The sequence below is a fragment of the bacterium genome, assembly GCA_008933615.1.
Classification (GTDB): domain Bacteria; phylum CLD3; class CLD3; order SB21; family SB21; genus SB21.
Genome location: WBUR01000032.1, coordinates 23,621 through 43,301 on the forward strand (window position 1 = coordinate 23,621; position 19,681 = coordinate 43,301).

At 44.0% G+C, this 19,681-nt stretch carries 20 protein-coding genes; 8 read left to right on the top strand and 12 right to left on the bottom strand.

Annotated elements, in window-relative coordinates; genetic code table 11:
• Positions 1-14: 14 nt before the first annotated feature.
• The 9 genes from F9K33_12125 to F9K33_12165 form a co-directional block, all read right to left on the bottom strand.
• Entirely contained in the window at positions 15-572 is a 558-nt protein-coding gene (locus F9K33_12125) for a hypothetical protein (protein ID KAB2878702.1), read from the bottom strand.
• The gene (locus F9K33_12130) at positions 565-825 is read right to left on the bottom strand and encodes a hypothetical protein (GenBank protein KAB2878703.1); all 261 of its coding nucleotides are present in this window, start codon (positions 823-825) and stop codon (positions 565-567) included. Before F9K33_12130 ends, F9K33_12125 begins: the two co-directional genes overlap by 8 nt.
• Positions 826-842: 17 nt before the next feature.
• Entirely contained in the window at positions 843-2,777 is a 1,935-nt protein-coding gene (gyrB, locus tag F9K33_12135; protein ID KAB2878704.1) for a DNA topoisomerase (ATP-hydrolyzing) subunit B, read from the bottom strand.
• 183 nt (positions 2,778-2,960) lie between these two features.
• A complete protein-coding gene (locus F9K33_12140) occupies positions 2,961-3,251 on the bottom strand; it encodes a DUF721 domain-containing protein (GenBank protein KAB2878705.1) in 291 nt (96 codons plus the stop codon).
• A complete protein-coding gene (recF, locus tag F9K33_12145; protein KAB2878706.1) occupies positions 3,248-4,375 on the bottom strand; it encodes a DNA replication/repair protein RecF in 1,128 nt (375 codons plus the stop codon). The genes F9K33_12140 and recF overlap by 4 nt, the downstream gene beginning before the upstream one ends.
• A gap of 18 nt (positions 4,376-4,393) precedes the next feature.
• Positions 4,394-5,506: a DNA polymerase III subunit beta gene (gene dnaN / locus F9K33_12150; GenBank protein ID KAB2878707.1), complete on the bottom strand. Its 1,113-nt coding sequence runs from the start codon at positions 5,504-5,506 to the stop codon at positions 4,394-4,396.
• 331 nt (positions 5,507-5,837) lie between these two features.
• Positions 5,838-6,506, bottom strand: a complete 669-nt coding sequence (locus tag F9K33_12155) for a hypothetical protein (protein ID KAB2878708.1) — start codon at positions 6,504-6,506, stop codon at positions 5,838-5,840.
• Positions 6,507-6,735: 229 nt separating this feature from the next.
• Positions 6,736-7,869, bottom strand: a complete 1,134-nt coding sequence (locus tag F9K33_12160) for a hypothetical protein (GenBank protein ID KAB2878709.1) — start codon at positions 7,867-7,869, stop codon at positions 6,736-6,738.
• Positions 7,870-7,944: 75 nt separating this feature from the next.
• Positions 7,945-8,703: a class I SAM-dependent methyltransferase gene (locus tag F9K33_12165; protein KAB2878710.1), complete on the bottom strand. Its 759-nt coding sequence runs from the start codon at positions 8,701-8,703 to the stop codon at positions 7,945-7,947.
• Positions 8,704-8,921: 218 nt separating this feature from the next.
• Here F9K33_12165 and F9K33_12170 point away from each other — a divergent pair, with 218 nt between their 5' ends.
• The 4 genes from F9K33_12170 (at position 8,922) to F9K33_12185 (ending at position 13,863) form a co-directional block, all read left to right on the top strand.
• Positions 8,922-11,030: a hypothetical protein gene (locus F9K33_12170; protein ID KAB2878711.1), complete on the top strand. Its 2,109-nt coding sequence runs from the start codon at positions 8,922-8,924 to the stop codon at positions 11,028-11,030.
• Positions 11,031-11,186: 156 nt separating this feature from the next.
• Entirely contained in the window at positions 11,187-11,990 is an 804-nt protein-coding gene (locus F9K33_12175; GenBank protein ID KAB2878712.1) for a glucose 1-dehydrogenase, read from the top strand.
• 25 nt (positions 11,991-12,015) lie between these two features.
• Positions 12,016-12,630, top strand: a complete 615-nt coding sequence (locus tag F9K33_12180) for a DUF4112 domain-containing protein (protein ID KAB2878713.1) — start codon at positions 12,016-12,018, stop codon at positions 12,628-12,630.
• Between the two features lie 18 nt (positions 12,631-12,648).
• Positions 12,649-13,863, top strand: a complete 1,215-nt coding sequence (locus tag F9K33_12185) for a membrane dipeptidase (GenBank protein ID KAB2878714.1) — start codon at positions 12,649-12,651, stop codon at positions 13,861-13,863.
• A gap of 23 nt (positions 13,864-13,886) precedes the next feature.
• Here F9K33_12185 and F9K33_12190 read toward each other — a convergent pair whose 3' ends face one another.
• The gene (locus F9K33_12190) at positions 13,887-14,894 is read right to left on the bottom strand and encodes an ABC transporter ATP-binding protein (GenBank protein KAB2878715.1); all 1,008 of its coding nucleotides are present in this window, start codon (positions 14,892-14,894) and stop codon (positions 13,887-13,889) included.
• A gap of 157 nt (positions 14,895-15,051) precedes the next feature.
• Between F9K33_12190 and F9K33_12195 the strand changes: the two genes are divergently transcribed.
• The 4 genes from F9K33_12195 to ftcD are packed head-to-tail and all read left to right on the top strand — an operon-like array spanning position 15,052 to position 18,593.
• Positions 15,052-16,695, top strand: a complete 1,644-nt coding sequence (locus F9K33_12195) for a phosphomannomutase/phosphoglucomutase (protein KAB2878716.1) — start codon at positions 15,052-15,054, stop codon at positions 16,693-16,695.
• Positions 16,696-16,733: 38 nt separating this feature from the next.
• Positions 16,734-17,048 carry a hypothetical protein gene (locus tag F9K33_12200; GenBank protein ID KAB2878717.1) on the top strand — a complete coding sequence of 105 codons (315 nt, stop codon included), beginning with the start codon at positions 16,734-16,736 and terminating at the stop codon, positions 17,046-17,048.
• Positions 17,035-17,511 (top strand): hypothetical protein, encoded by a 477-nt coding sequence (locus tag F9K33_12205; GenBank protein KAB2878718.1) that lies wholly within the window; start codon positions 17,035-17,037, stop codon positions 17,509-17,511. Before F9K33_12200 ends, F9K33_12205 begins: the two co-directional genes overlap by 14 nt.
• Before the next feature lie 41 nt (positions 17,512-17,552).
• Complete coding sequence (gene ftcD, locus F9K33_12210) at positions 17,553-18,593, top strand: glutamate formimidoyltransferase (GenBank protein ID KAB2878719.1); 1,041 nt, start codon at positions 17,553-17,555, stop codon at positions 18,591-18,593.
• Between the two features lie 77 nt (positions 18,594-18,670).
• Here the strand turns inward: ftcD and F9K33_12215 are convergent, their stop codons facing one another.
• Together F9K33_12215 and F9K33_12220 are read right to left on the bottom strand one after the other, a co-directional pair.
• Positions 18,671-19,156 carry a cytochrome C gene (locus F9K33_12215; GenBank protein KAB2878720.1) on the bottom strand — a complete coding sequence of 162 codons (486 nt, stop codon included), beginning with the start codon at positions 19,154-19,156 and terminating at the stop codon, positions 18,671-18,673.
• A gap of 18 nt (positions 19,157-19,174) precedes the next feature.
• A complete protein-coding gene (locus F9K33_12220) occupies positions 19,175-19,639 on the bottom strand; it encodes a Rieske (2Fe-2S) protein (protein ID KAB2878721.1) in 465 nt (154 codons plus the stop codon).
• Between the last annotated feature and the right edge of the window lie 42 nt (positions 19,640-19,681).

Sequence of the window (19,681 nt, forward strand, 5' to 3'; positions counted from 1 at the left end):
TCCGTTTGCTCCTTTTATATTTTATTTTTCTCAATTATTGATCTCCATAACTGTATGAAATCGTTCTGGCCAAGTTCTTCATCCAATTTCTTTAATAACTGTTCTATCTTTCCATAGTTTAATTTTTTTCTCTGGATATTGACTATGGACTCCGCGTCAGAAATATCTTTTAACCGTCCTGCAAATATCTTTTGCGCAATAAGAAATTCCGGGGCGATAAAATTTGTTTCATATCCATTTTTTACAATTTTTCTTCCCTGTGCAATGGCTTCCGACTCAAACCCCGTATCCCCAAAAATCAAATCGGCCGTGATTTCACTTTCTTTATGCCGTAGGGGCATGACCCAAGCTTTCATAACAAATTCTTCAATATTATTCTTGTCAACCGCAAAGTCTGCGGGCAAGACATCCAGAATTTTTCTGTAACTTTCCGGTCTCATCGCGACGGTAATATCAATATCTTTTGTAAATCGGGCTTCTCCGTACATGAGTACAGCCTGACCGCCGGCTATCATATATGGAATTTTTTCTTTGTCAAAAAACTGTGCCAAAATCCTAATTATTTCATCCATACGCCACAGAATATTTACGCAACCTGGCTTTTAATTGCGCCATTTGACACTTGTGCTGAAAATCAAATTCACTATCTCTGTTTTTTTTTAAAAATTCAGGATTACTCTGTAACATCCATTCAAACAACATTTGACCAATCTCTGACCTCTTGTCATAAGACATTTCAGAATATTCCCGATACTGCCTTTCTCTCTCCCATTCGTGAAAAAAATTCCACGCTGCCTGTCGTTTTAGATATTGTTCTTTGTTCATCCGCAATCATACCTAGTTTATATATCCAGGTTTCTCACATACTTCGCGTTGTCTTCGATGAATTTTCTTCGCGGCTCCACGGCGTCGCCCATCAAAGTCGAAAATACGTGATCGGCCGTTGCCGCATCCTCAATTGCTACCTGCATGAGCACGCGTTTATCCGGGTCCATGGTCGTCGACCATAGTTGCTCCGGATTCATCTCTCCCAGACCTTTGTATCGTTGGAGATATACATCATCTTCTTTAGCGCCCCATTGTTTAAGAAAGGCTTCTTTTTCTTCATCATCAAACGCGTATTTTTCTTCTTTGCCCTTTTTAAGGCGATACAGCGGCGGTTGCGCAATATAAAGATTGCCGTTCTCGATCAGCGGGCGCATGTGCCGGAAAAAAAACGTGAGCAGCAGCGTGCGAATATGCGCGCCGTCCACGTCGGCATCGGTCATGATGATGACTTTCCCGTAACGTAAATTGGCTATATCAAAATCGTCGGCGCCAATGCCGGTCCCGATCGCGCTGACGAGAGTGAGAATTTCATCGTTGGACAACATTTTATCCAAACGCGCTTTTTCGACATTGAGAATCTTTCCTTTCAAAGGCAGAATCGCCTGGAACTTACGGTCGCGGCCTTGTTTGGCTGAGCCGCCGGCAGAGTCGCCTTCGACGAGATACACTTCGCAAAATTGCGGATCGGTAATGGAACAGTCGGCCAGTTTACCGGGCAGACCGGAATTTTCAAGCGCATTCTTCCGGCGCGTCAAATCGCGCGCCTTGCGCGCCGCTTCTCTGGCGCGCGCGGCCATCATGATCTTGTCAATAATTTGTTTTGAAATACCGGGATTTTTTTCAAGAAATTCTCCCAGGCCGTCTCCGACCGCCGATTCCACAATGCCCTTCATTTCGCTGTTACCAAGTTTGGTCTTAGTTTGACCTTCAAACTGCGGTTCGGCCACTTTAACGCTGATGATAGCAGTCAAGCCTTCGCGCGTATCGTCCCCGGTCATGGTAAGGCCTTCTTTTTCCTTGATCAGATTATTCTTTGACGCATAATTATTCAGAGTACGGGTAAGCGCAGTACGGAAACCTGATAAATGCGTTCCTCCTTCGACCGTGTTGATATTGTTAACGTAACTGAACACGTTCTCCGTATAGGAATCATTGTATTGAAACGCGATCTCGACGGGCGTGCCGTCCTTTTCCATCGAAATGTACACGGGTTTTTTCATGATCGATTGACGCGATTCGTCCAGATATTTTACGAATTCAGAAATCCCGCCTTCATAATGGTATTCTTCTTTTTTCTTTTCACGCTTGTCCTCTAACGAGATGCGAAGATTGGAATTGAGGAATGCCAGTTCACGTAACCGGCCGGAAAGCGTTTCAAACGACCATGTGATCTTCTTAAAGATAGTTTTATCCGGAAGGAAATCGACTGTCGTTCCGGTCTCTTTGGATTTGCCTATTTCTAACACTTTTGAGACCGCTTTACCTTCTTTATATTTTTGTTGATAAATTTTTCCATTGCGGCGAACCTGAACTTCGCACCATTCAGTAAGCGCATTCACAACCGACGCGCCGACGCCGTGCAAACCGCCGGAAACTTTGTAGGTGTTCTTATCAAATTTTCCGCCCGCACCTAACACGGTCATAACAACCTCAACAGCGGGTTTCTTCTCAGTCGGATGCATCTCCACCGGGATGCCGCGCCCATTATCCACAACCGTGATGCTGTTATCATCATTGATCGACACATTGATCTCGGTGCAATAACCCGCCATCGCTTCATCAATAGAATTATCCACAATCTCGTATACAAGGTGATGAAGGCCGCGTATGCTCACATCGCCGATATACATTGCCGGACGGCGGCGAACATGCTCCAGTCCTTCAAGAACCTGAATATTTTCTGCTCCGTACTTATCTGCCTTTTTCGCTTCTTTTTCTGAAACTGCCATCTTGAGTTGATTCCTTTATTAATAAATTGACTTAAATTTTCAAAAATAATTTTTTGCCACAGAGTTCACAGAGAAATTCTTTTTATACCGTCTACAAGCCGCTTTTCTCCGAAATAATTTGCTGTGTTAATTTATCTTTCTCTGTGCCCTCTGTGGCAAAGGGTATTTTGTTTAACGTGGTCATCATCTGAAAATAATCTCTTTCACCAACGTTTCACCCAACGCATCATTCAGCCTCTGTTTTATCATCTGCTTCTGATAAAATAACTCCTGCCTCCACACACTGCTCGCCACTTCAATAAATAATACACCGCGTTCGATTTTAACCGCGCTGGCGCGCTTGCAAAAAGTTTCGCCCATAATACGTTCAAATTCTGCGAGTACAATCTGTTCATGTACACGGTTGTCGATGCCCAAGCTGCTGAGCAGTTCCTCAAGAGCGCCCCCAACCGTTTTAACCGAGGTTTTACTCATTCCTGCCTCATAACATGCCCATTTTCGACCGAAAAGTAGCGGATTTTTTTTTGTGTGTCAAACTTCATACCTTCGTCGGCGCTGGTTAAAAAAACCTGTCCGGCATTTTCGAGGTAGTTCATCAAGTGCTTTCGTCGATCCCAATCCAATTCAGAAAAAACATCATCGAGAAGTAATAAAGGCTTCTGATCCAGGCGATCGGCCATGTATAAGAACTCTGCAAACTTTAAAGCGATCGCCATAGTCTTGAGCTGGCCCTGCGAACCATAATCCCGGATACTTTTCTTGTTTAATAGCAGTACTATGTCGTCTTTGTGCGGACCGAACAAGGATAATTTCCGCTGTATCTCCCGTTCCCGCCCGGAACGCAATTGCTCAAGAAATGCTTTCTGAATTTTTTCCGTTGACCCGGCCTCAGTCCAGCCGTCTAATTCTTCCGAACCGGCGATGGAAGTTTTGTATTCCATGTCGACGGTTTCTTTATCTGCCGCGATCTGCCGGTAAACCTGTTCAGCCAATCCTGAAAATGACTTGAGAAAATCCATTCTGCGCAGGATGATCGTCGAGCCCGTTTGCGCCAGTTCTTTATCCCAAACATCCAGATTATCCGGACGAATAACCGGCGAATTCAATAAGGCGTTTCTTTGACGCAACGCCTGTCTGTATTCCTGAAGATCCTTCAAATACACGCCGTGCATTTGCGATAAAGCGATATCGATCCATCGCCGCCGGTTTCCGGGTGAACCGGATACGATCTGAACATCCTCAGGCGACGAAACGACGGATGGAAATTTTCCGACGAGTTCCGACAAGCGGTCGAGCCGTTTCTTGTCGATCAGAACCGATTTGCCTTCCGTACGATGACAGATCGCGCGCGCATTCATTTCCAAAGAACTTCTATGAAACCTGCCCTCGATATCAAAATAAGGCATTTCAAAACGTATGGCCGTGGTGTCGTCCTGCGTCTTAAAACTCCGGGACAAACAAAGAAAATAAATCGCTTCTAAGACCGAGGTTTTCCCTTGCCCATTGTGGCCCTGAATGAAATTGATACCTTCACAAAATGATAATTCAGCCGATGTATAATTTCTAAAGTCATTAAGCCGTAACTGTGTAATTTGCATCAGACCTAAATGGAGTCGTTAATCGTTCAAACGTACCGGCATGACCAGCATCATCTGATTTTCGTTTTCCATCTGGTGCGAAGGCATGATAATGCCCGCGCTTGTGGAATTCTTAAATTGGATCACCACTTCCTGCGTGTCCACATTATTGAGCGCCGCAAGAACAAGCTGCGAATTATATCCGATCTGCAGATCCTCGCCTTCGTATTCCGCCTGCAATTTTTCCATACCGGTATTCCCGCCGTCAATATCCTCTGCGGAGATCGCTATATTTTTTTTGCTCATCGCCAGACGGATCTGGTGGGTGATCGGATTGGCAAAAATGGAAACGCGTTTGAACGCGTCCGCTACCATGTGTGTATCGGCCGTGAGTTTCTTATCGTTATTCGCAGGAATGACGCGTTCGTAATCGGGATACGTTTCATCCAAAATGCGGCTGTACAACTGCGTGTCGCCCATGTCAAAACGGATATGATTTTGTCCGATATTGATATTCACCACGTCCTTGATGTCCTTTGCAACTTCGGTCAACGCTTTAGTCGGAACGATCACGTTGGTTTTTTCTTTGATCGTAGATTCAAATTTGCTGTACACCATTTTGGCCAAGCGATGCCCGTCGGTGGCAACGAGACGGAATTCCTTGTCAAATATCTGGAACAAAACGCCGGTCAGCGCAGGCCGCAATTGATCTGAAGAGACGGCAAACGTGGTTTTCCCGATCATACGCGATAACACTTTGGCGTCCATTTTGAGCGACCCTTTTTCATCGATCATAGGCAAAGCAGGATAATCGTCGTCCGATTCACCTGACATTTTATAATCGCCTTTATCGCACTTGACTGAGAGTTTAAACTGCGGATCGGAAGAAATTTCCAGCGGAATATTGGGCAGGTTTTTGATCAATTCGCTGAACTGTTTCGACGGCACCGTAAGGCTTCCCGGCTGTTTAATGTCAACCTGTATCTTGGTTGTGATCGACACGTCCAGATCGGTTGCCGTCAGGTGCAGAAAACCGTCCTGCGCCTTGAACATGATGTTACCCAGCACCGGCAAAGTCGTTTTGGCAGGAACGACACTGATGACGCGTGAGAGTCCTTTACTCAGATCAGCCTGTGAAACAGAAAACTTCATGTTACTACTCCTACGTATTGATATGATGATGTGCTTTGGATGCGTTCTTTAAAAAACGACCTGCCTTAAAACGATATGATGTCTATAAAACCTTGTAAAATCGTCATTTTTCAACGGCTGGCAATGTGTTTGTAAACTGAAGAGAATATGTTTTTTTTGGCAGAAATTCAAGTGAAAAAAAGGCGAGAATTGGTGGTCTTGTTTACCAATGGGTTTTCAAACCTTGTTGGTTTATTTATTTCATTGTTACCATTTCCTCCCCGGCTGCGACTTCGTACCCCTGCAACCAAATATTCATCTTTCGACCAGGGTTCAACAGCTTTAGCACAATTTAGTCCCTAACACAGCGAACAGAAAACCCGCCTGTCTTAACGTAGTTGTGCTTATACACAAGGGTGAGGTCGTAGTACATGCTACGGTACCGTGCGTATGCTGCATCGTACTCCGTAGCCGACCACCAGATACCTCGGTCTCCAATGTGATAGAATGTACCAGAGTTGAGACGGGCGCCGGCGGGTAGTGCTGTGAAACCAGTCGCGTTGGTTGCTCCTGTGTTGGGACTTGCCCAATGTTCAAGTCCAACTTCTTTGAGTTTGCCAGCCGCGATACTGTCGCCGCCCAAACATGTTGTCAAGATATCCCATTCGGAATCACTCGCCACGTGCCAACCAGCAGGAGCAATATTGTTACCGCTATTCACGGCATACCAATTGTAAAGATGCCCGTATGTAGAAGCGTTTGTATCATTATTATCATAATTGCAATAACCGCCGGTTGCCATAGTAGCCCATTCCATATCATCGGTCACTTTAGAAATTGAGTCTCCATTACGATATCTAGTTACATTCAGATTTTCAACCATCCATACTTGTGTGCCTATAGTTATCGTACGGTAAACATTTCCGTCAATGTCAATAACTGTGCCATCCCTTGAATCATCGCTACTGCATGCGAAGAAGATAATAGCTGAGGATAGGATAATTAGTAATGTCCTTTTCATGAAAGTTTCCTTTAAAGATTGGTGTTTATTTTGATATTGATTTAGATGAAATAGCGCCTGTTGCCGAAACTCCTCGCCACAAACCGGTTTTTATCAATTTTCCTAAGACACGATCTTGAGAATGAAGGGTTGAAAAAATTGAATATGGAAAAACCATATCAATAAAAGTGCTTTTAACATGATGTGTTCCTCCCTCAATAGATATGTTTAGTAACAACATCTCTATCACTTATTTTATTCTAAACACGAACAGGCCGTTATTAATGCCATATAGTTTTGCGCCAGAATTATCAATGGCTTTTAAAACCTTAAATTCTTGATTGTTCGCAAGAATTGTCCACACATAACCACCGTTGTTTGATTTGTAGTCTTCATATAACGCTGTACCATACAGGGTCATTGAATTAGTGGGATCTATCTGCAGAGAAGGTATATACAAAGGATCTGATAAATTCGAAGATATATGTTGCCAGGTAAAGCCGGCGTCAGTACTCCTAAAAAGACCGGAATTCCAAACGCCCACCAAAAAGCATGAAGGTTGGAGCACAATTATTCTTCCGACTCCATCACTAGTTGGAATGGAGTCTAATTTGATCCATGTCAATCCATCATTTGTACTCTTATAAACTTTGCCAGAACCTGCACCAATGTATATGTTATGTATGTCAAATGGATCAAAAGTGAGAGCACCAAATGCGCGAAAATCATTGTTGTATGTGGCATTGCTCCATGTAAAGGCTCCATCTGTGCTTTTATAAAGCGCCGCATTAGTATAACCAGTCGCATAGCCATATAATACATTTGTGTTATGAGGGTTAAGTGAAATATCTGCCACCCAGGTTTCACCGTCAAGGAAAATGCCGTTGCTCATCTCTTGCCATGTATTTCCGCCATTAGTGCTTTTCAAAATGCATGTGTTTGCACCATATCCACCGGAAGCAGTATAAATAATGTTAGGGTCTACAGGATCAATGACTATGTCCCGAAAGTTCCATCCAAACTGCCCTACGATGAGAGTATCCCATGAATGTCCGTAATTTGTACTCTTAAAAAGTTTTCCGTAATGCCCCGAACTAAAATCAAACTGGCTTCCCGCGAAGATTATCCACGGGCGCTTGGGGTCAATGGATACAGATAAAATATTTTCTCCAACCAATCCCAGGGACTTCCATTCTCCAAAGACGGCTGCGGTATCCCCGAGGCAGGAATCGGTCTTACATGTATCGACTAAACAAGAATCAATGGGCATTCCTTCACAGGGATCCTGATTATCTTTTTCCTGGCATCCCCAGAAATGAAATAGGTTCAGGCAAAATACCAAGGCAATGCCTAATGCGAAAATATTTAGATTTGACTTAAACATGATAGAGTTGTGGTCTAACAACTAATTAACGTAGTGAAAAAAAGAGCAAAAAACGGGTGAATTCTTCGCTACAACTCATTTCCCACAAACCACGACAAAATCCTTAGACGTATCGTCTAATTTATGTTCCTGGAAGTCGCCAAAAAGATCCATAATTTTGAACCCGGCGATATGCAATAAATGTTCTATTTCATAACGATAAAAATAATGCAGTGGAAAAGTCCATGTTTCATCGTGCTTCCCGTCATCATCATCCCAGATAAACCGCATGGTTGCATGATTGATTTGCCGAGAAGGCTCCGGTTTGACAGAAATGACCCTCTGAAGCCTTTTTCCTTCTTTCCAGAACCCATCAAATTCCATAGTCGGCTCCAAACCTTTACTGCATAATACCGGATCGGGAACAAAGACATCCCAAATGAAAGTTCCGTGAGCCTCTAAATGAGTTTTAATTCTACGTAATGCGGCCAACCGATCTTCACCATTGAGTAAGTGCGACATAACCCTGAAGGGCGCGACAATGAGATCGAATTTCATGTTCAATGAAAAATCACGCACATCCGCCAGATTAATTCTATGATTTTCCGAAGCAGGAATGCGCAGGTGAAGTTGATCCAGCATGGTCTGATTGACATCTATGCCGTAAATATCCACACCTTGATTTAGTGCGTCTGCAAAGAGTCTTCCGGTTCCGACGCCGACCTCCAAAACATGCCCACGCGAATTTTTCATTTTTGTCAAATAATAATCGTGATCCACTGAGGTTCGAATGGTATCGTAAATCACGTCATAGAAACGGGCAACAAATTCAGGGTAATGGTTTTCTTTACTCATAAAACTAAACGTTATGGTACTTTTCAGAATACCAAATCACAAAAATAAATTCCAAGCATCCAAACCGCATGATTGACGCTTGATTTTTTGGTCATCGTATTATTTGTTATTTGGAATTTTGAAATACGACCCATTTGAATTTAATATTGACTGATGGAATATATTAACCTAAATTTCATGCCGCAAGACCTCTTTCATTAAGACCCATTCTACTAACTATGTCGAAATTCGGCTCCCTTTTTCTACTCATGATCTGTTTCGTTTCCCCGTCAGCGTTCGCCGCCGGCGACTCACTGAACGCAGACCGCATCATTGAAAAAGCAAAAGATGCGTCCATGCAAGCCCGGTTGAAATCGTATAAACTGAAATCGTATACGAAATCTTTTCTTACGGTATTCAACACGGAAAAAAATAGAAACGAAACAGAGGCGGTGACGCTGGTTCACTCCGACTTATATTGGAAAAAATCAGAACGGCGAAGGGAAATTGAGACGGCTTACCGGCATATTCACAAACCCAAATTTGTCGAATACGACGATTTTGATTTTGGAATGATCGATGACTTCAGCCAAAGTAAGATAACGGTTAATAATACGTCCGTCGTGGGCCCGTTGTCTAAAGGATCAGAAAAGTACTACCAATTCCAATTTCTGGACACCGTTATCGAAAATGGACTTCCGGCGTACCGGATACAAATTACTCCCAGAACAAAGCATCAGCCTCTCATGGATGGCGTACTGATCATCAGCTCCGAATCCTACCGTCTTATGGCTGCCGACGTGTCGTTTAATAGCGGCGTCAAGCTGTTTCCCCAACCCCGCTCCTTTACGCTTCATCAAACCTTCTCCTTACACAACGGAATCTATTGGATTCCGGAAAACACGGTGTGGCGTTTGCAGTTTGATATTTCATTTCTTGGGCACCACGTAAAAGCGGAATGGTATAGTATTTCAAAAGTTTACGACTGCGAGCTTAATGCTGTCATCGAGGATCATGTGTTTTCAAATCGCCTGATCGAGCGCGCGTCGGATGCGCGTTATAAGGACTCAACATTCTGGAATAAAAATCAGATCATTCCTATGACCACGGAAGAAGAAAATGGGTTCTGGCAATTGGCCTTTTTGCAGAAAAACAAAAAGATTATCTACCCGGATCTTGAGAGTTTTGAACTTAAACAGAGGCAGGAAAATATACGTTGGGGCTTCAAATTCTTGCCCGATTTCAGGTATAACCGGGTTGAAGGTAGTTTCGTCGGTGGGGAAATTCAGCTTAATAATATTTCATTGAAGCGTTATGTCCGCGGGCTATCCCTCAAAGGTAAGTTCGGATACGGATTCATGGACGATCGTTATAAATACACCGGCGAGATCCGGCAGTCTTTCGCATCGCGCGTAGTGACCGTCGGCGCGCGTTATTACGACGACATCGCCTACAGGGAGATAACCGGAAATGTATTGACCAACAGCCTGACTGCGCTTGCATACCGTTACGACGCGTTCAACTATTATTATGTCAAAGGATACGAAACATTTGTAGAGGTGAAACCGCGGCATAATTTTAAATTGGAATTTAATTACACCGACCGAACGGACAGTTCTGCCCAACGAAATGCCAAATACGCGATGGTGGATTTCTTATACAAAAAATTTGATCCGGTCTATCCGATCAATACCGGACGTTTGAGAAGGCTTTCGGCAACCGCCACGTACATGATCGGGCACGGGACGGGCATCGTATCCCGCGGGATATATTGGATCATCGAAGGAACGGTGGAATATTCCGATCGGAGTTTACTGAAAAGTGATTTTGATTTTACAAAGTATTATGCAACGGCACGGTTTCACTACCCGACAACACGGCGAGGTTCGCTCGACGGAAAGCTATTTGCCGGTTACGGAACGCATGAATTACCCCAGCAATATTTATTCGATCTGTACGGAGGCACATCTCCTTATGCGCTGAGAACCGTTGATCTGCGTGAGTCGGAGGGTAATCACTTTCAGGGTAATTATATGGCTGCTTTGGCGGTGGAACATAATTTCGGCGGCGAATTGCTGGAATATACCGGATTGCCGTATTTAAAAGACGGGCATATCGATCTGATACCCACATTTGGGATCGGTTATGTTGAATTATCCAAAGGCACTTTTACACATTTGGTGTATCAAAACCTTCAGGATTTACGCCGACCTATCTTTGAAGCTGGATTTGCGTTGGGTGATATTCACCGATTTGCCCGCGTGGACTTTTCCTGGCGCCTGAATCAACGTAAAGCGGGAACGCGTAATTTTGGAGTACTGTTATCCGTGCTGTTACAGAATTATTAGTTTTTTCAATCTTTACTTTGAAACGCTGTTTTTTTAAACTACTTTGTTTGAATTCAAAAACCAGTCTTTTGCCTCTCATATCAACAGTGTTAACGTCTTTTGTTTAAAATTTGTCGCTAATACATGTACAAATTTAACTTAACCGAAGGAGATTCTATGGAAAAAAGACTGAGCGGGCAGAAAGCGCTTGTAACGGGCGCCAATTCCGGTATCGGCGCCGCTGTAGCCCAAAGACTTGCTGCGGAAGGCGCGGACGTGGTGATCAATTGGCTGTTCAATGAAGACGCCACCAAGGAAGTTACAGAAAAGATCAAGAAGGCAGGAGGCGGCAAGGCCATCGGCATCAAGGCGGATGTTTCCAATGAGGAGCAGGTCGACGCAATGTTTAAACAGATGTTCAAAGAGTTTGGTACGATCGATATTTTAGTAAACAACGCCGGAATTGAAATTCATAACCTTCTCGAAAATGTAACCAAAGCCGAGTGGGATAAAGTGATCGGCGTTAATTTGACCGGTAATTTTTTATGTTCCCGCGCGGCGGTCCGCCAATTTCTAAAAAATGAGAATCGGCCTCGTTCCCGTTCGCGTGGTAAGATCGTGAATATTTCATCCGTTCACCAGGTGATCATGTGGGCGGGTTTTTCTTCGTATTGCGCAACTAAGGCCGGAATTAATTTATTTGCCCAATCGGTTGCACAGGAATACGCCGAGAAGAAGATCCGTATCAACAGCGTCGCACCGGGCGCTATCAAAACGCCGATCAATCAGAATGTGTGGAGCGATCCCAAAGGCATGGCCGATCTGATGACCAAGATGCCCTACGGCAGAATGGGAGAGGTCGAGGACGTCGCGGCGGCAGTTGCCTTTTTGAGTTCGGATGAGGCGGACTATATCACCGGAACGACCCTGTATGTCGACGGAGGAATGTGCCTGTATCCGGAATTTCGATTCGGCGGATAAAATTATAAGCTAATAGATATCTCTCATGGCTGATGAAGAAAAAGATATGAATCCGGTTTTGCCGGACAATGAGTTGGAAATTCCTAACGGTTCCACCAAGTATGAAGAGGAGGAACTCGGCGCGTATCTTCATCTTAAGATCGAAGAGAAACAACAGCCGGATAGAAAGCTGGAAAAAGCGATCATCCCTGATGCCGTTAGGAAAAAGAAATTCTGGAAGCGTTTTCACACGCAGAGGAAAGTGTTTGCGTCGCGCACAGCGGAGTTCCTCAAAGACAGCCGGAAAATGTTTTTGGTCTGGTTAATTATTATCGGGATGATCCTGATCACATTTTATTTTGAATGGGACAGAGGCATAGCGGGCGGTTCGATCGTGATCTTTGGTATCTTATCCAGCGCGTTTTCCTGGCTTGCGGCCGGATTATTAAGCCTCATCGGCCTGATCCCGTTCGTCGGGCCATTACTGGTAACGATTTTAAGTTCCTCGCTTCTCTGGATCATCAATGGCTTGGGTTATTTTGTTTCCGTCGTGGCGATCAAAGCCGGCCATGGAAAAACGGTGTTAAACTACCGCTTGTTGGTAATTATTTTCTTAACGGGCTTGGTCACCGGATACGTCGTGGCCAGAATAATTCAATAGCTTAACCTCAAAGGCTGTATGATCCGTTCATTCTTTTTTGTTGCTGTGTCATGTCTATTCACCTTGTCTTGCGCACCAAAAAAACTGGTTACCGAAGAATCTCTGCGAACCAAGGCCATGAAATACGCGCAGGAACTCATCCTCATCGATACTCACGTGGATACGCCTTACCGACTGCGGGAAATAATGGAGGATATTTCGCTGCGGACAGCGGGCGGCAATTTTGATTATGTACGCGCCAAAGAGGGTGGACTGAATGCGCCCTTTATGTCCATTTATGTTCCAGCGGAGTATGAGAGAAAAGGCGGAGCAAAATTATTGGCCGACACGCTGATCGATATGGTGGAAAAGTTTTCTACCGATTGGCCGGATAAATTTGTAATGGCCCATTCAACGTCGGACGTCAAAAAACAATTCACTTCAAAAAAGATATCGTTATGTTTGGGAATGGAAAACGGTTCGCCTATTGAACATGATCTTAAAAACCTTCGTCATTTTTACGATCGCGGCATTCGTTATATTACACTGGCTCATTCGAAAGACAATCATATCTCGGATTCATCTTACGATACGTCGAGAACATCTCACGGACTCAGCGCATTCGGAAAAGAGGTTGTACTTGAAATGAACCGGCTCGGCATCATGGTAGACGTGTCACATATTACCGATGAGGCGTTTTATGATGTGATGGATATTTCCAAAGCCCCTGTGATTGCCTCTCATTCATCCTGTCGTTATTTTACACCCGACTGGGAGCGAAATATGTCGGATGACATGATCCGTATGCTTGCAAAAAACGGCGGCGTCATTATGATCAATTTTGGTTCTTCATTTATCAACGGCGAATACTTCAAGCGTGATTCTACTGTCAGAACGGACGCACGAAACGCGTTGATAGCTATGGGAATATCTTCAAGCGACCCTGCCGCTCATACTTTTGTAGATCATTATGAAAAAGAACACCCGATCGGCTTTTATTCCGACGTCAAAGAAGTTGCCGACCACATTGATCACGTGGTAAAATTGGTTGGGGTAAATCATGTGGGGTTTGGTTCGGATTTTGACGGCGTGGGCGATTCTCTGCCGACAGGACTTAAAGACGTTTCTCAATATCCTAATCTTATATACGAACTTTTGAAGAGAAATTACTCTAAAGTAGATATCGGAAAAATATGCGGATTGAACTTATTGCGCGTTTGGTCTAAAGTGGAGCAGGTTGCCTCGCAAAAATGAGATCGGGTGTCACGCACAAATCTTCAAACTTTCTGGTTCTGTCTGAAGACTCTTTCAAATTCCCAGCAATTGACAAAATGACCGGATTCTATCTCCAAGGAATCCGGCTTTTCATTTCTGCACCGTTCGACGGCGTATTCACAACGCGGCGCAAAATGGCAACCCTGCGGATAACGTGAAGAATCGGGAACTTGTCCCGGTATCACTTTTAAATATGCTGCTTTTGAATCTATCTTCGGAATTGCGTCCAGCAGGCCTATTGTATAAGGATGCTTTGGATTACGGAATATGGTCTGAACATCCCCGGACTCAACAATTTTAGATGCATACATTACGGCAACCCGATCTGCCATCTCCGCCACCACCCCGAAATCATGCGTGATCAGCAGCAGTCCCATGCCGGATTCCTGCTGATATGCCCGGAGCAATTCCAGTATTTGGGCCTGAACCGTCACATCGAGCGCTGTCGTAGGCTCGTCGGCGATCAAAAGCGAAGGATCACAGGACAGCGCCATAGCGATCATGACCCGTTGGCGCATGCCCCCGGATAACTGGTGCGGATAATCATCGTATTTGTTTTCTGCATCCGGTAGTCCGACTTTTTTCATAAGCTTAATCGTTAATGCCTTGGCTTCTTTCTGCGAAATTTTTTTGTGCAGAATCAGAGCTTCGTGAATCTGATTGCCAACCGTGAATACCGGATTCAATGACGTCATCGGTTCCTGGAATATCATCGCAATGTCGTTACCGCGAATAGCCCGCATGGTCTCCGCCGACAGACTTAACATATTCTTTTCTTTAAACCAAAGTTCCTCTGCAGAAACTTCCCATGGCGGCTCTGCCAGCAGCCTCAAAATCGAAAGCGCCGTAACGCTTTTCCCGCAGCCCGATTCACCGACTAAACACAGCGTCTCACCGGAGTGGATATCAAAACTGATGTCGTCCACCGCTTTGAAACACATATCACCGGAGTTTAAGTAAGTTCTTAAGTGATTGATTCGGATCAGGTCAGACATTTTTTTCGTATTCATTTTGAAAAATATAATTGAAAAAACAGGTAAACACAATAATACAAACGTTTTTATACTTGAATAACCTGTAATTTGGCAGTACATTCATCGGCAAAATTGTTGATATTACTTGTGATTCAAAAATATAATCTCACCAAACCCTGTGGAGAAACTCGCCATGGCTCTCAAGAAAAAACCAATAAAAAAGAAGGTCCGGAAATCAAAAACTTCAAAAAAACCTTCTTTAAATAAAACAAAGAAAACCGTTGGAAAGAAAAAAGCTGTAAAAAAACCGGCGTCCAAGAAACCGATAAAGAAAACTAAGCCGAAAAAAAATATAAAGAAGAAAATAATAAAGAATGTTCCCCCTAAACCTGTCAAACAAGTGTGGCGAAAGGCGAAGACGGCGCCCGCTCCGGTTGCTCTTCATAAAACGGTATACGTTAATCCGAATATATTCCGTGAATACGATATCCGCGGTGTTGTCGCTGACGATTTGTCTACGGATGTAGTGGAACTTCTCGGTAAATCCTATGCGTCTTATATGATCGGCAAAGGCGCGCAGACGGTAACCGTAGGACGCGATGTAAGAACGACGTCGCTTTCACTAAAGAATGCTTTGGTTAAGGGCATGCGCTCGACGGGTTTGAACGTCATTGACGTCGGCGAAGTGCCTACGCCCGTATTGTACTATTCGATCCTGTTTTTCGAAACCGATGGCGGCATCATGGTCACAGGAAGCCACAATCCGCGTGAATATAACGGCTTCAAAATGTGCCTTGGGCTCGCTCCGATTTACGGCGAAGAAATTCAAAATCTGAAGCGGATTATTGAAGCAAAGGATTTCATAACCGGTACCGGAAATTATCTCGAAAAAACGGTGGTTTCTCAATATATTGAAATGATCAAATCGAAAATTCATTTCGATAAACACTTTAAGATCGTGATCGATGCGGGTAACGGTACTGCCGGACGGATCGCGCCAAAAATCTTCAGAAAACTGGGCTGCGAAGTCATCGAACTGTATTGTGAACCGGACGGTACTTTTCCGAACCACCTTCCCGATCCGACGAAATTGGAGTATATTGTCGACCTTCAGAAGCTCGTGCATGAACATAAGGCGGATATCGGTCTGGGGTTTGACGGCGATTCGGACCGTGTCGGCGCAATTGACGAAAAAGGAAGAGTCATATGGGCGGATAAATTAATGGCATTATTCGCGCGCGAGATTAATAAAAAATCACCGGGGTCACAGATCTTATTTGACGTAAAATGTTCCCAGGCCCTGATCGAAGACATCGCAACGCACGGCGGCATTCCCGTCATGTGGAAGACCGGACATTCGCTTCTCAAAGCAAAAATGAAAGAACTCCAAAACCCGCTGGCCGGTGAAATGAGCGGCCATATTTTCTTTGCCGACGATTTTTACGGATATGATGATGCGATCTATGTTGCGTGCCGCTTGGTTCAATTGTTATCACGTTCTCCGCATACTTTGTCCGAACTCGCCGACAGCATCCCGCATTTTTATTCTACTCCGGAAATTCGGGTTGACACAACCGAAGAAGAAAAATTTAAGATCGTTGATGAAGTGAAAGAATATTTTCGTTCCAAATATGACGTGATCGACGTGGATGGCGTTCGCGTATTATACGGCGATGGCTGGGGACTGGTACGTGCGTCGAATACACAGCCGGTATTGGTTGTACGTTTTGAAGCCAAATCCGAATCACGCTTACATGAAATTATGAATGAGATCATTGCAAAATTGCGCCAGTATCCTTCCGTGACCATAAACGATAATGATCTGCAAATGTATTAGGCCCTATTTGTTGTTTTTAATTTCAAAGGATGAGTACCATGAAAACACTGCAAGGAGTTTACCGCAACGGCAAAATCGAAGCGCTCGAGGAGTTTCATGCGGACAATAACACGAAGCTCTTGATCGTCATTACGGACGAATCCGTTTCCGACGATGTCGCGCCCGATCTTCAAGGCGTTTCCGTCATCGAGAAGATACGGCGACGAACCAAGGCTGAAGTTTCGAGCGAACAGCAGGTCAACTCGCGAGAAAAATTGAAACAGATATCTGCGCTGATTGATGGCAAACTGCCGTTTAGTACCGTGGATGAAGCGACAAAAAGCCTGAGGAGATACGGCAATGATAATGATTGACACCGATATCTTTGTTATGGACAATTTTTATGCAAACGATCCCCGGTATGAACAAAACAGCCTTTTCCTCCATCGCGTTCAAAACACAAAAAATCTAACCACTATATTTAATCTCCTGGAAGTATGCAGTCTGATCGCGCCGCATTGTTCCGAAAAAGAACTTCTCGGTTTTTTTGAGAATTTTGACAGAACCTATAACCTTGAGATCATTTACCCAAGTTCATACGACTTGTCAACCGAATATTTTATGGATCACTTTTTCGGTGAGATCCTTCACACGACCCAATTTACAGGTAATATGGTAGACAGCCTGATCTTCACGTTGGTCAAACAGCGGCCCGTTCGAGTCGTGGTTTCCTGGAATGCAAAACATTATAAAAATAGTTTATCTAAACTCGGAAAAATGGAATACCTTCAGCCGGATGAATTTATGAAGTTTTATAAAGCCGGTGAAAAGAAGTAATTCCTCAACATACAATTAACTCAATCATATTGGAATTCAGAATGAAACAGATTGTCGAATGCGTGCCAAATTTCAGCGAGGGCAGGGATCCTCTTGTCATAAAGTCCATTTCAGATGCTATTGAAAATGTGGATGGTGTAAAATTGTTAAACGTCGAGCCCGATAAAGACTATAATCGGGTTGTCGTTACCTTTGCCGGCGAACCGAAAGCGGCTGTAGAAGCGGCATTCCTCGCAACTAAGACGGCTTCTGAAATGATCGATATGCGCAAACATAAGGGCGAACATCCGCGAATGGGCGCTACCGACGTCGTGCCGTTTGTTCCCATCAGCAGTATCACGATGGAAGAATGCGTTCAACTGGCAAATCAATACGGGCAGCGTGTTGCGAAGGAATTGGGCATTCCGATTTACCTGTACGCCCAGGCTGCGCGGAAATCCGACCGGAAAAAATTACCCGATATCCGCAAGGGGGAATACGAAGCGCTGGAATCCAAGTTAAGCGACCTACAATGGGCGCCGGATTACGGTGAAATGAATTTTACTGAAAAAGTTGCGAGATCAGGAGTGACGGCAACCGGTGCGCGCTTTTTTCTTATTGCGTTTAATGTCAATTTATCATCACCTGACGTCAAGCTTGCCGATGAAATCGCATTTCGTGTACGGGAAAGCGGCCGTCCTAAGCGGGATGAGAACGGAATAATTATGAAAGATGAGAACGGGAAGTCATTACGTATTCCGGGATCGCTGCGAGAAACCCAGGCAAAAGGCATTTATATGGAAGCGCACGGGATCACTCAAATTTCTATGAATTTATTAAATTATCTGATTACGGCAATTCATACGACGTATGAAGAATGTAAAAAAGAAGCGGCAAGCGTTGGCACAAAAGTTACAGGAAGTGAGATCGTCGGGTTGATACCCAAAGATTCCATCGTGATGGCGGGAAAATTTTACGCTGATCGATTAAAATTGAATTTGAATAACGATACCGATCTAATTCAATGCGCCATTGAACAGCTTGGCCTGAACCAACTTGCGCCGTTTGACCCACAGAAAAAAATAATCGATTTTATGATCTAAGGTGCTTTTTTTGAAAGCTCTGTCCGTAATGATCAGCAGATAAGCTGATTACGGGAATACAAGCCTGTACGCATATGTCACTTATGCGACGTCCCTTCTTCATAATCATCGTCGCTATCCGGAATTTCATCCGCCTTTTCTTCAGCCCAAGTACCCAGCATTTTCAATTCCATTGAGCTTAATTTGGCGTCCGGGTGCGTTAATCGATAAGAGGTTAACGGCATAGAGCTGTCCCCGGCCACTTCGGCGATTTGATATAATTTTTTTCCCATCCTTTTTTGAGAATAAGTGCCCCATTCGGAAAAGTTAAGGTGTCTTCTTCCCAACTTTACGTCATCGGCTATAACCCATGAGAAGGGCGCAATTTCACTGTACCACGGCCACCGTGTTGTATTACTGTGACAATCATAACAAGATCGAATCAGGATTTTTGTAATTTCATCAGGCACTTTCACATAGGATTGTATGTTTTTCGCCGGATCTTCCGGAATATTGGATCTCTCCGGTCGCAGGAACTGTATTGCAGTAATTAGGATAAGCAAAACAATGAAAACGCGTCTCATACATTTACCTTGAATGCATTAATTTGAAATCTCTAGTGTATCGTTTATTAGTTTTGTTTTGTATTTTGGAATATCGCCTTGCGAGGGCCCCTTAATAACTTTCCCGTTTATATCATAAGTGCTTCCGTGACATGGGCATACAAACAGATCCCTTTCTTTTTTGTATTTGACATTACACTTCTTGTGCCGGCATATTGATGAATAAACGAGAAAATCTGTATCCGATTTCCTGACGATAATGATCGAATCCGTCATATCTCCGATGGCTACTTCTTTCAGTACTTTATAACCGCCTGCCTCTTTTAATTCCGGATAATCTTCAATATTTATGCTTAATGAATTTCCGCCTGTATGCGTCTCATCCAGTATACCCGTAGCGTTGAGAGAGCTTGACGACGCAAGATTACCCAAAACCAAACCCGATGTGGCAGTTAGAGCGGAAGCCAAAAAATTACGACGCGAAACCTTCGATGATTTTTCCATGTTTTATTACGTATGGTGAAAGACGAATATAAATAATATAAT

Bases quoted from the DNA above. Each gene is read 5' to 3' on its own strand.
- F9K33_12125 (KAB2878702.1), bottom strand. From the start codon at position 572: ATGGATGAAATAATTAGGATTTTGGCACAGTTTTTTGACAAAGAAAAA.
- F9K33_12130 (KAB2878703.1), bottom strand. From the start codon at position 825: ATGAACAAAGAACAATATCTAAAACGACAGGCAGCGTGGAATTTTTTT.
- gyrB (KAB2878704.1), bottom strand. From the start codon at position 2,777: ATGGCAGTTTCAGAAAAAGAAGCGAAAAAGGCAGATAAGTACGGAGCA.
- F9K33_12140 (KAB2878705.1), bottom strand. From the start codon at position 3,251: ATGAGTAAAACCTCGGTTAAAACGGTTGGGGGCGCTCTTGAGGAACTG.
- recF (KAB2878706.1), bottom strand. From the start codon at position 4,375: ATGCAAATTACACAGTTACGGCTTAATGACTTTAGAAATTATACATCG.
- dnaN (KAB2878707.1), bottom strand. From the start codon at position 5,506: ATGAAGTTTTCTGTTTCACAGGCTGATCTGAGTAAAGGACTCTCACGC.
- F9K33_12155 (KAB2878708.1), bottom strand. From the start codon at position 6,506: ATGAAAAGGACATTACTAATTATCCTATCCTCAGCTATTATCTTCTTC.
- F9K33_12160 (KAB2878709.1), bottom strand. From the start codon at position 7,869: ATGTTTAAGTCAAATCTAAATATTTTCGCATTAGGCATTGCCTTGGTA.
- F9K33_12165 (KAB2878710.1), bottom strand. From the start codon at position 8,703: ATGAGTAAAGAAAACCATTACCCTGAATTTGTTGCCCGTTTCTATGAC.
- F9K33_12170 (KAB2878711.1), top strand. From the start codon at position 8,922: ATGTCGAAATTCGGCTCCCTTTTTCTACTCATGATCTGTTTCGTTTCC.
- F9K33_12175 (KAB2878712.1), top strand. From the start codon at position 11,187: ATGGAAAAAAGACTGAGCGGGCAGAAAGCGCTTGTAACGGGCGCCAAT.
- F9K33_12180 (KAB2878713.1), top strand. From the start codon at position 12,016: ATGGCTGATGAAGAAAAAGATATGAATCCGGTTTTGCCGGACAATGAG.
- F9K33_12185 (KAB2878714.1), top strand. From the start codon at position 12,649: ATGATCCGTTCATTCTTTTTTGTTGCTGTGTCATGTCTATTCACCTTG.
- F9K33_12190 (KAB2878715.1), bottom strand. From the start codon at position 14,894: ATGAATACGAAAAAAATGTCTGACCTGATCCGAATCAATCACTTAAGA.
- F9K33_12195 (KAB2878716.1), top strand. From the start codon at position 15,052: ATGGCTCTCAAGAAAAAACCAATAAAAAAGAAGGTCCGGAAATCAAAA.
- F9K33_12200 (KAB2878717.1), top strand. From the start codon at position 16,734: ATGAAAACACTGCAAGGAGTTTACCGCAACGGCAAAATCGAAGCGCTC.
- F9K33_12205 (KAB2878718.1), top strand. From the start codon at position 17,035: ATGATAATGATTGACACCGATATCTTTGTTATGGACAATTTTTATGCA.
- ftcD (KAB2878719.1), top strand. From the start codon at position 17,553: ATGAAACAGATTGTCGAATGCGTGCCAAATTTCAGCGAGGGCAGGGAT.
- F9K33_12215 (KAB2878720.1), bottom strand. From the start codon at position 19,156: ATGAGACGCGTTTTCATTGTTTTGCTTATCCTAATTACTGCAATACAG.
- F9K33_12220 (KAB2878721.1), bottom strand. From the start codon at position 19,639: ATGGAAAAATCATCGAAGGTTTCGCGTCGTAATTTTTTGGCTTCCGCT.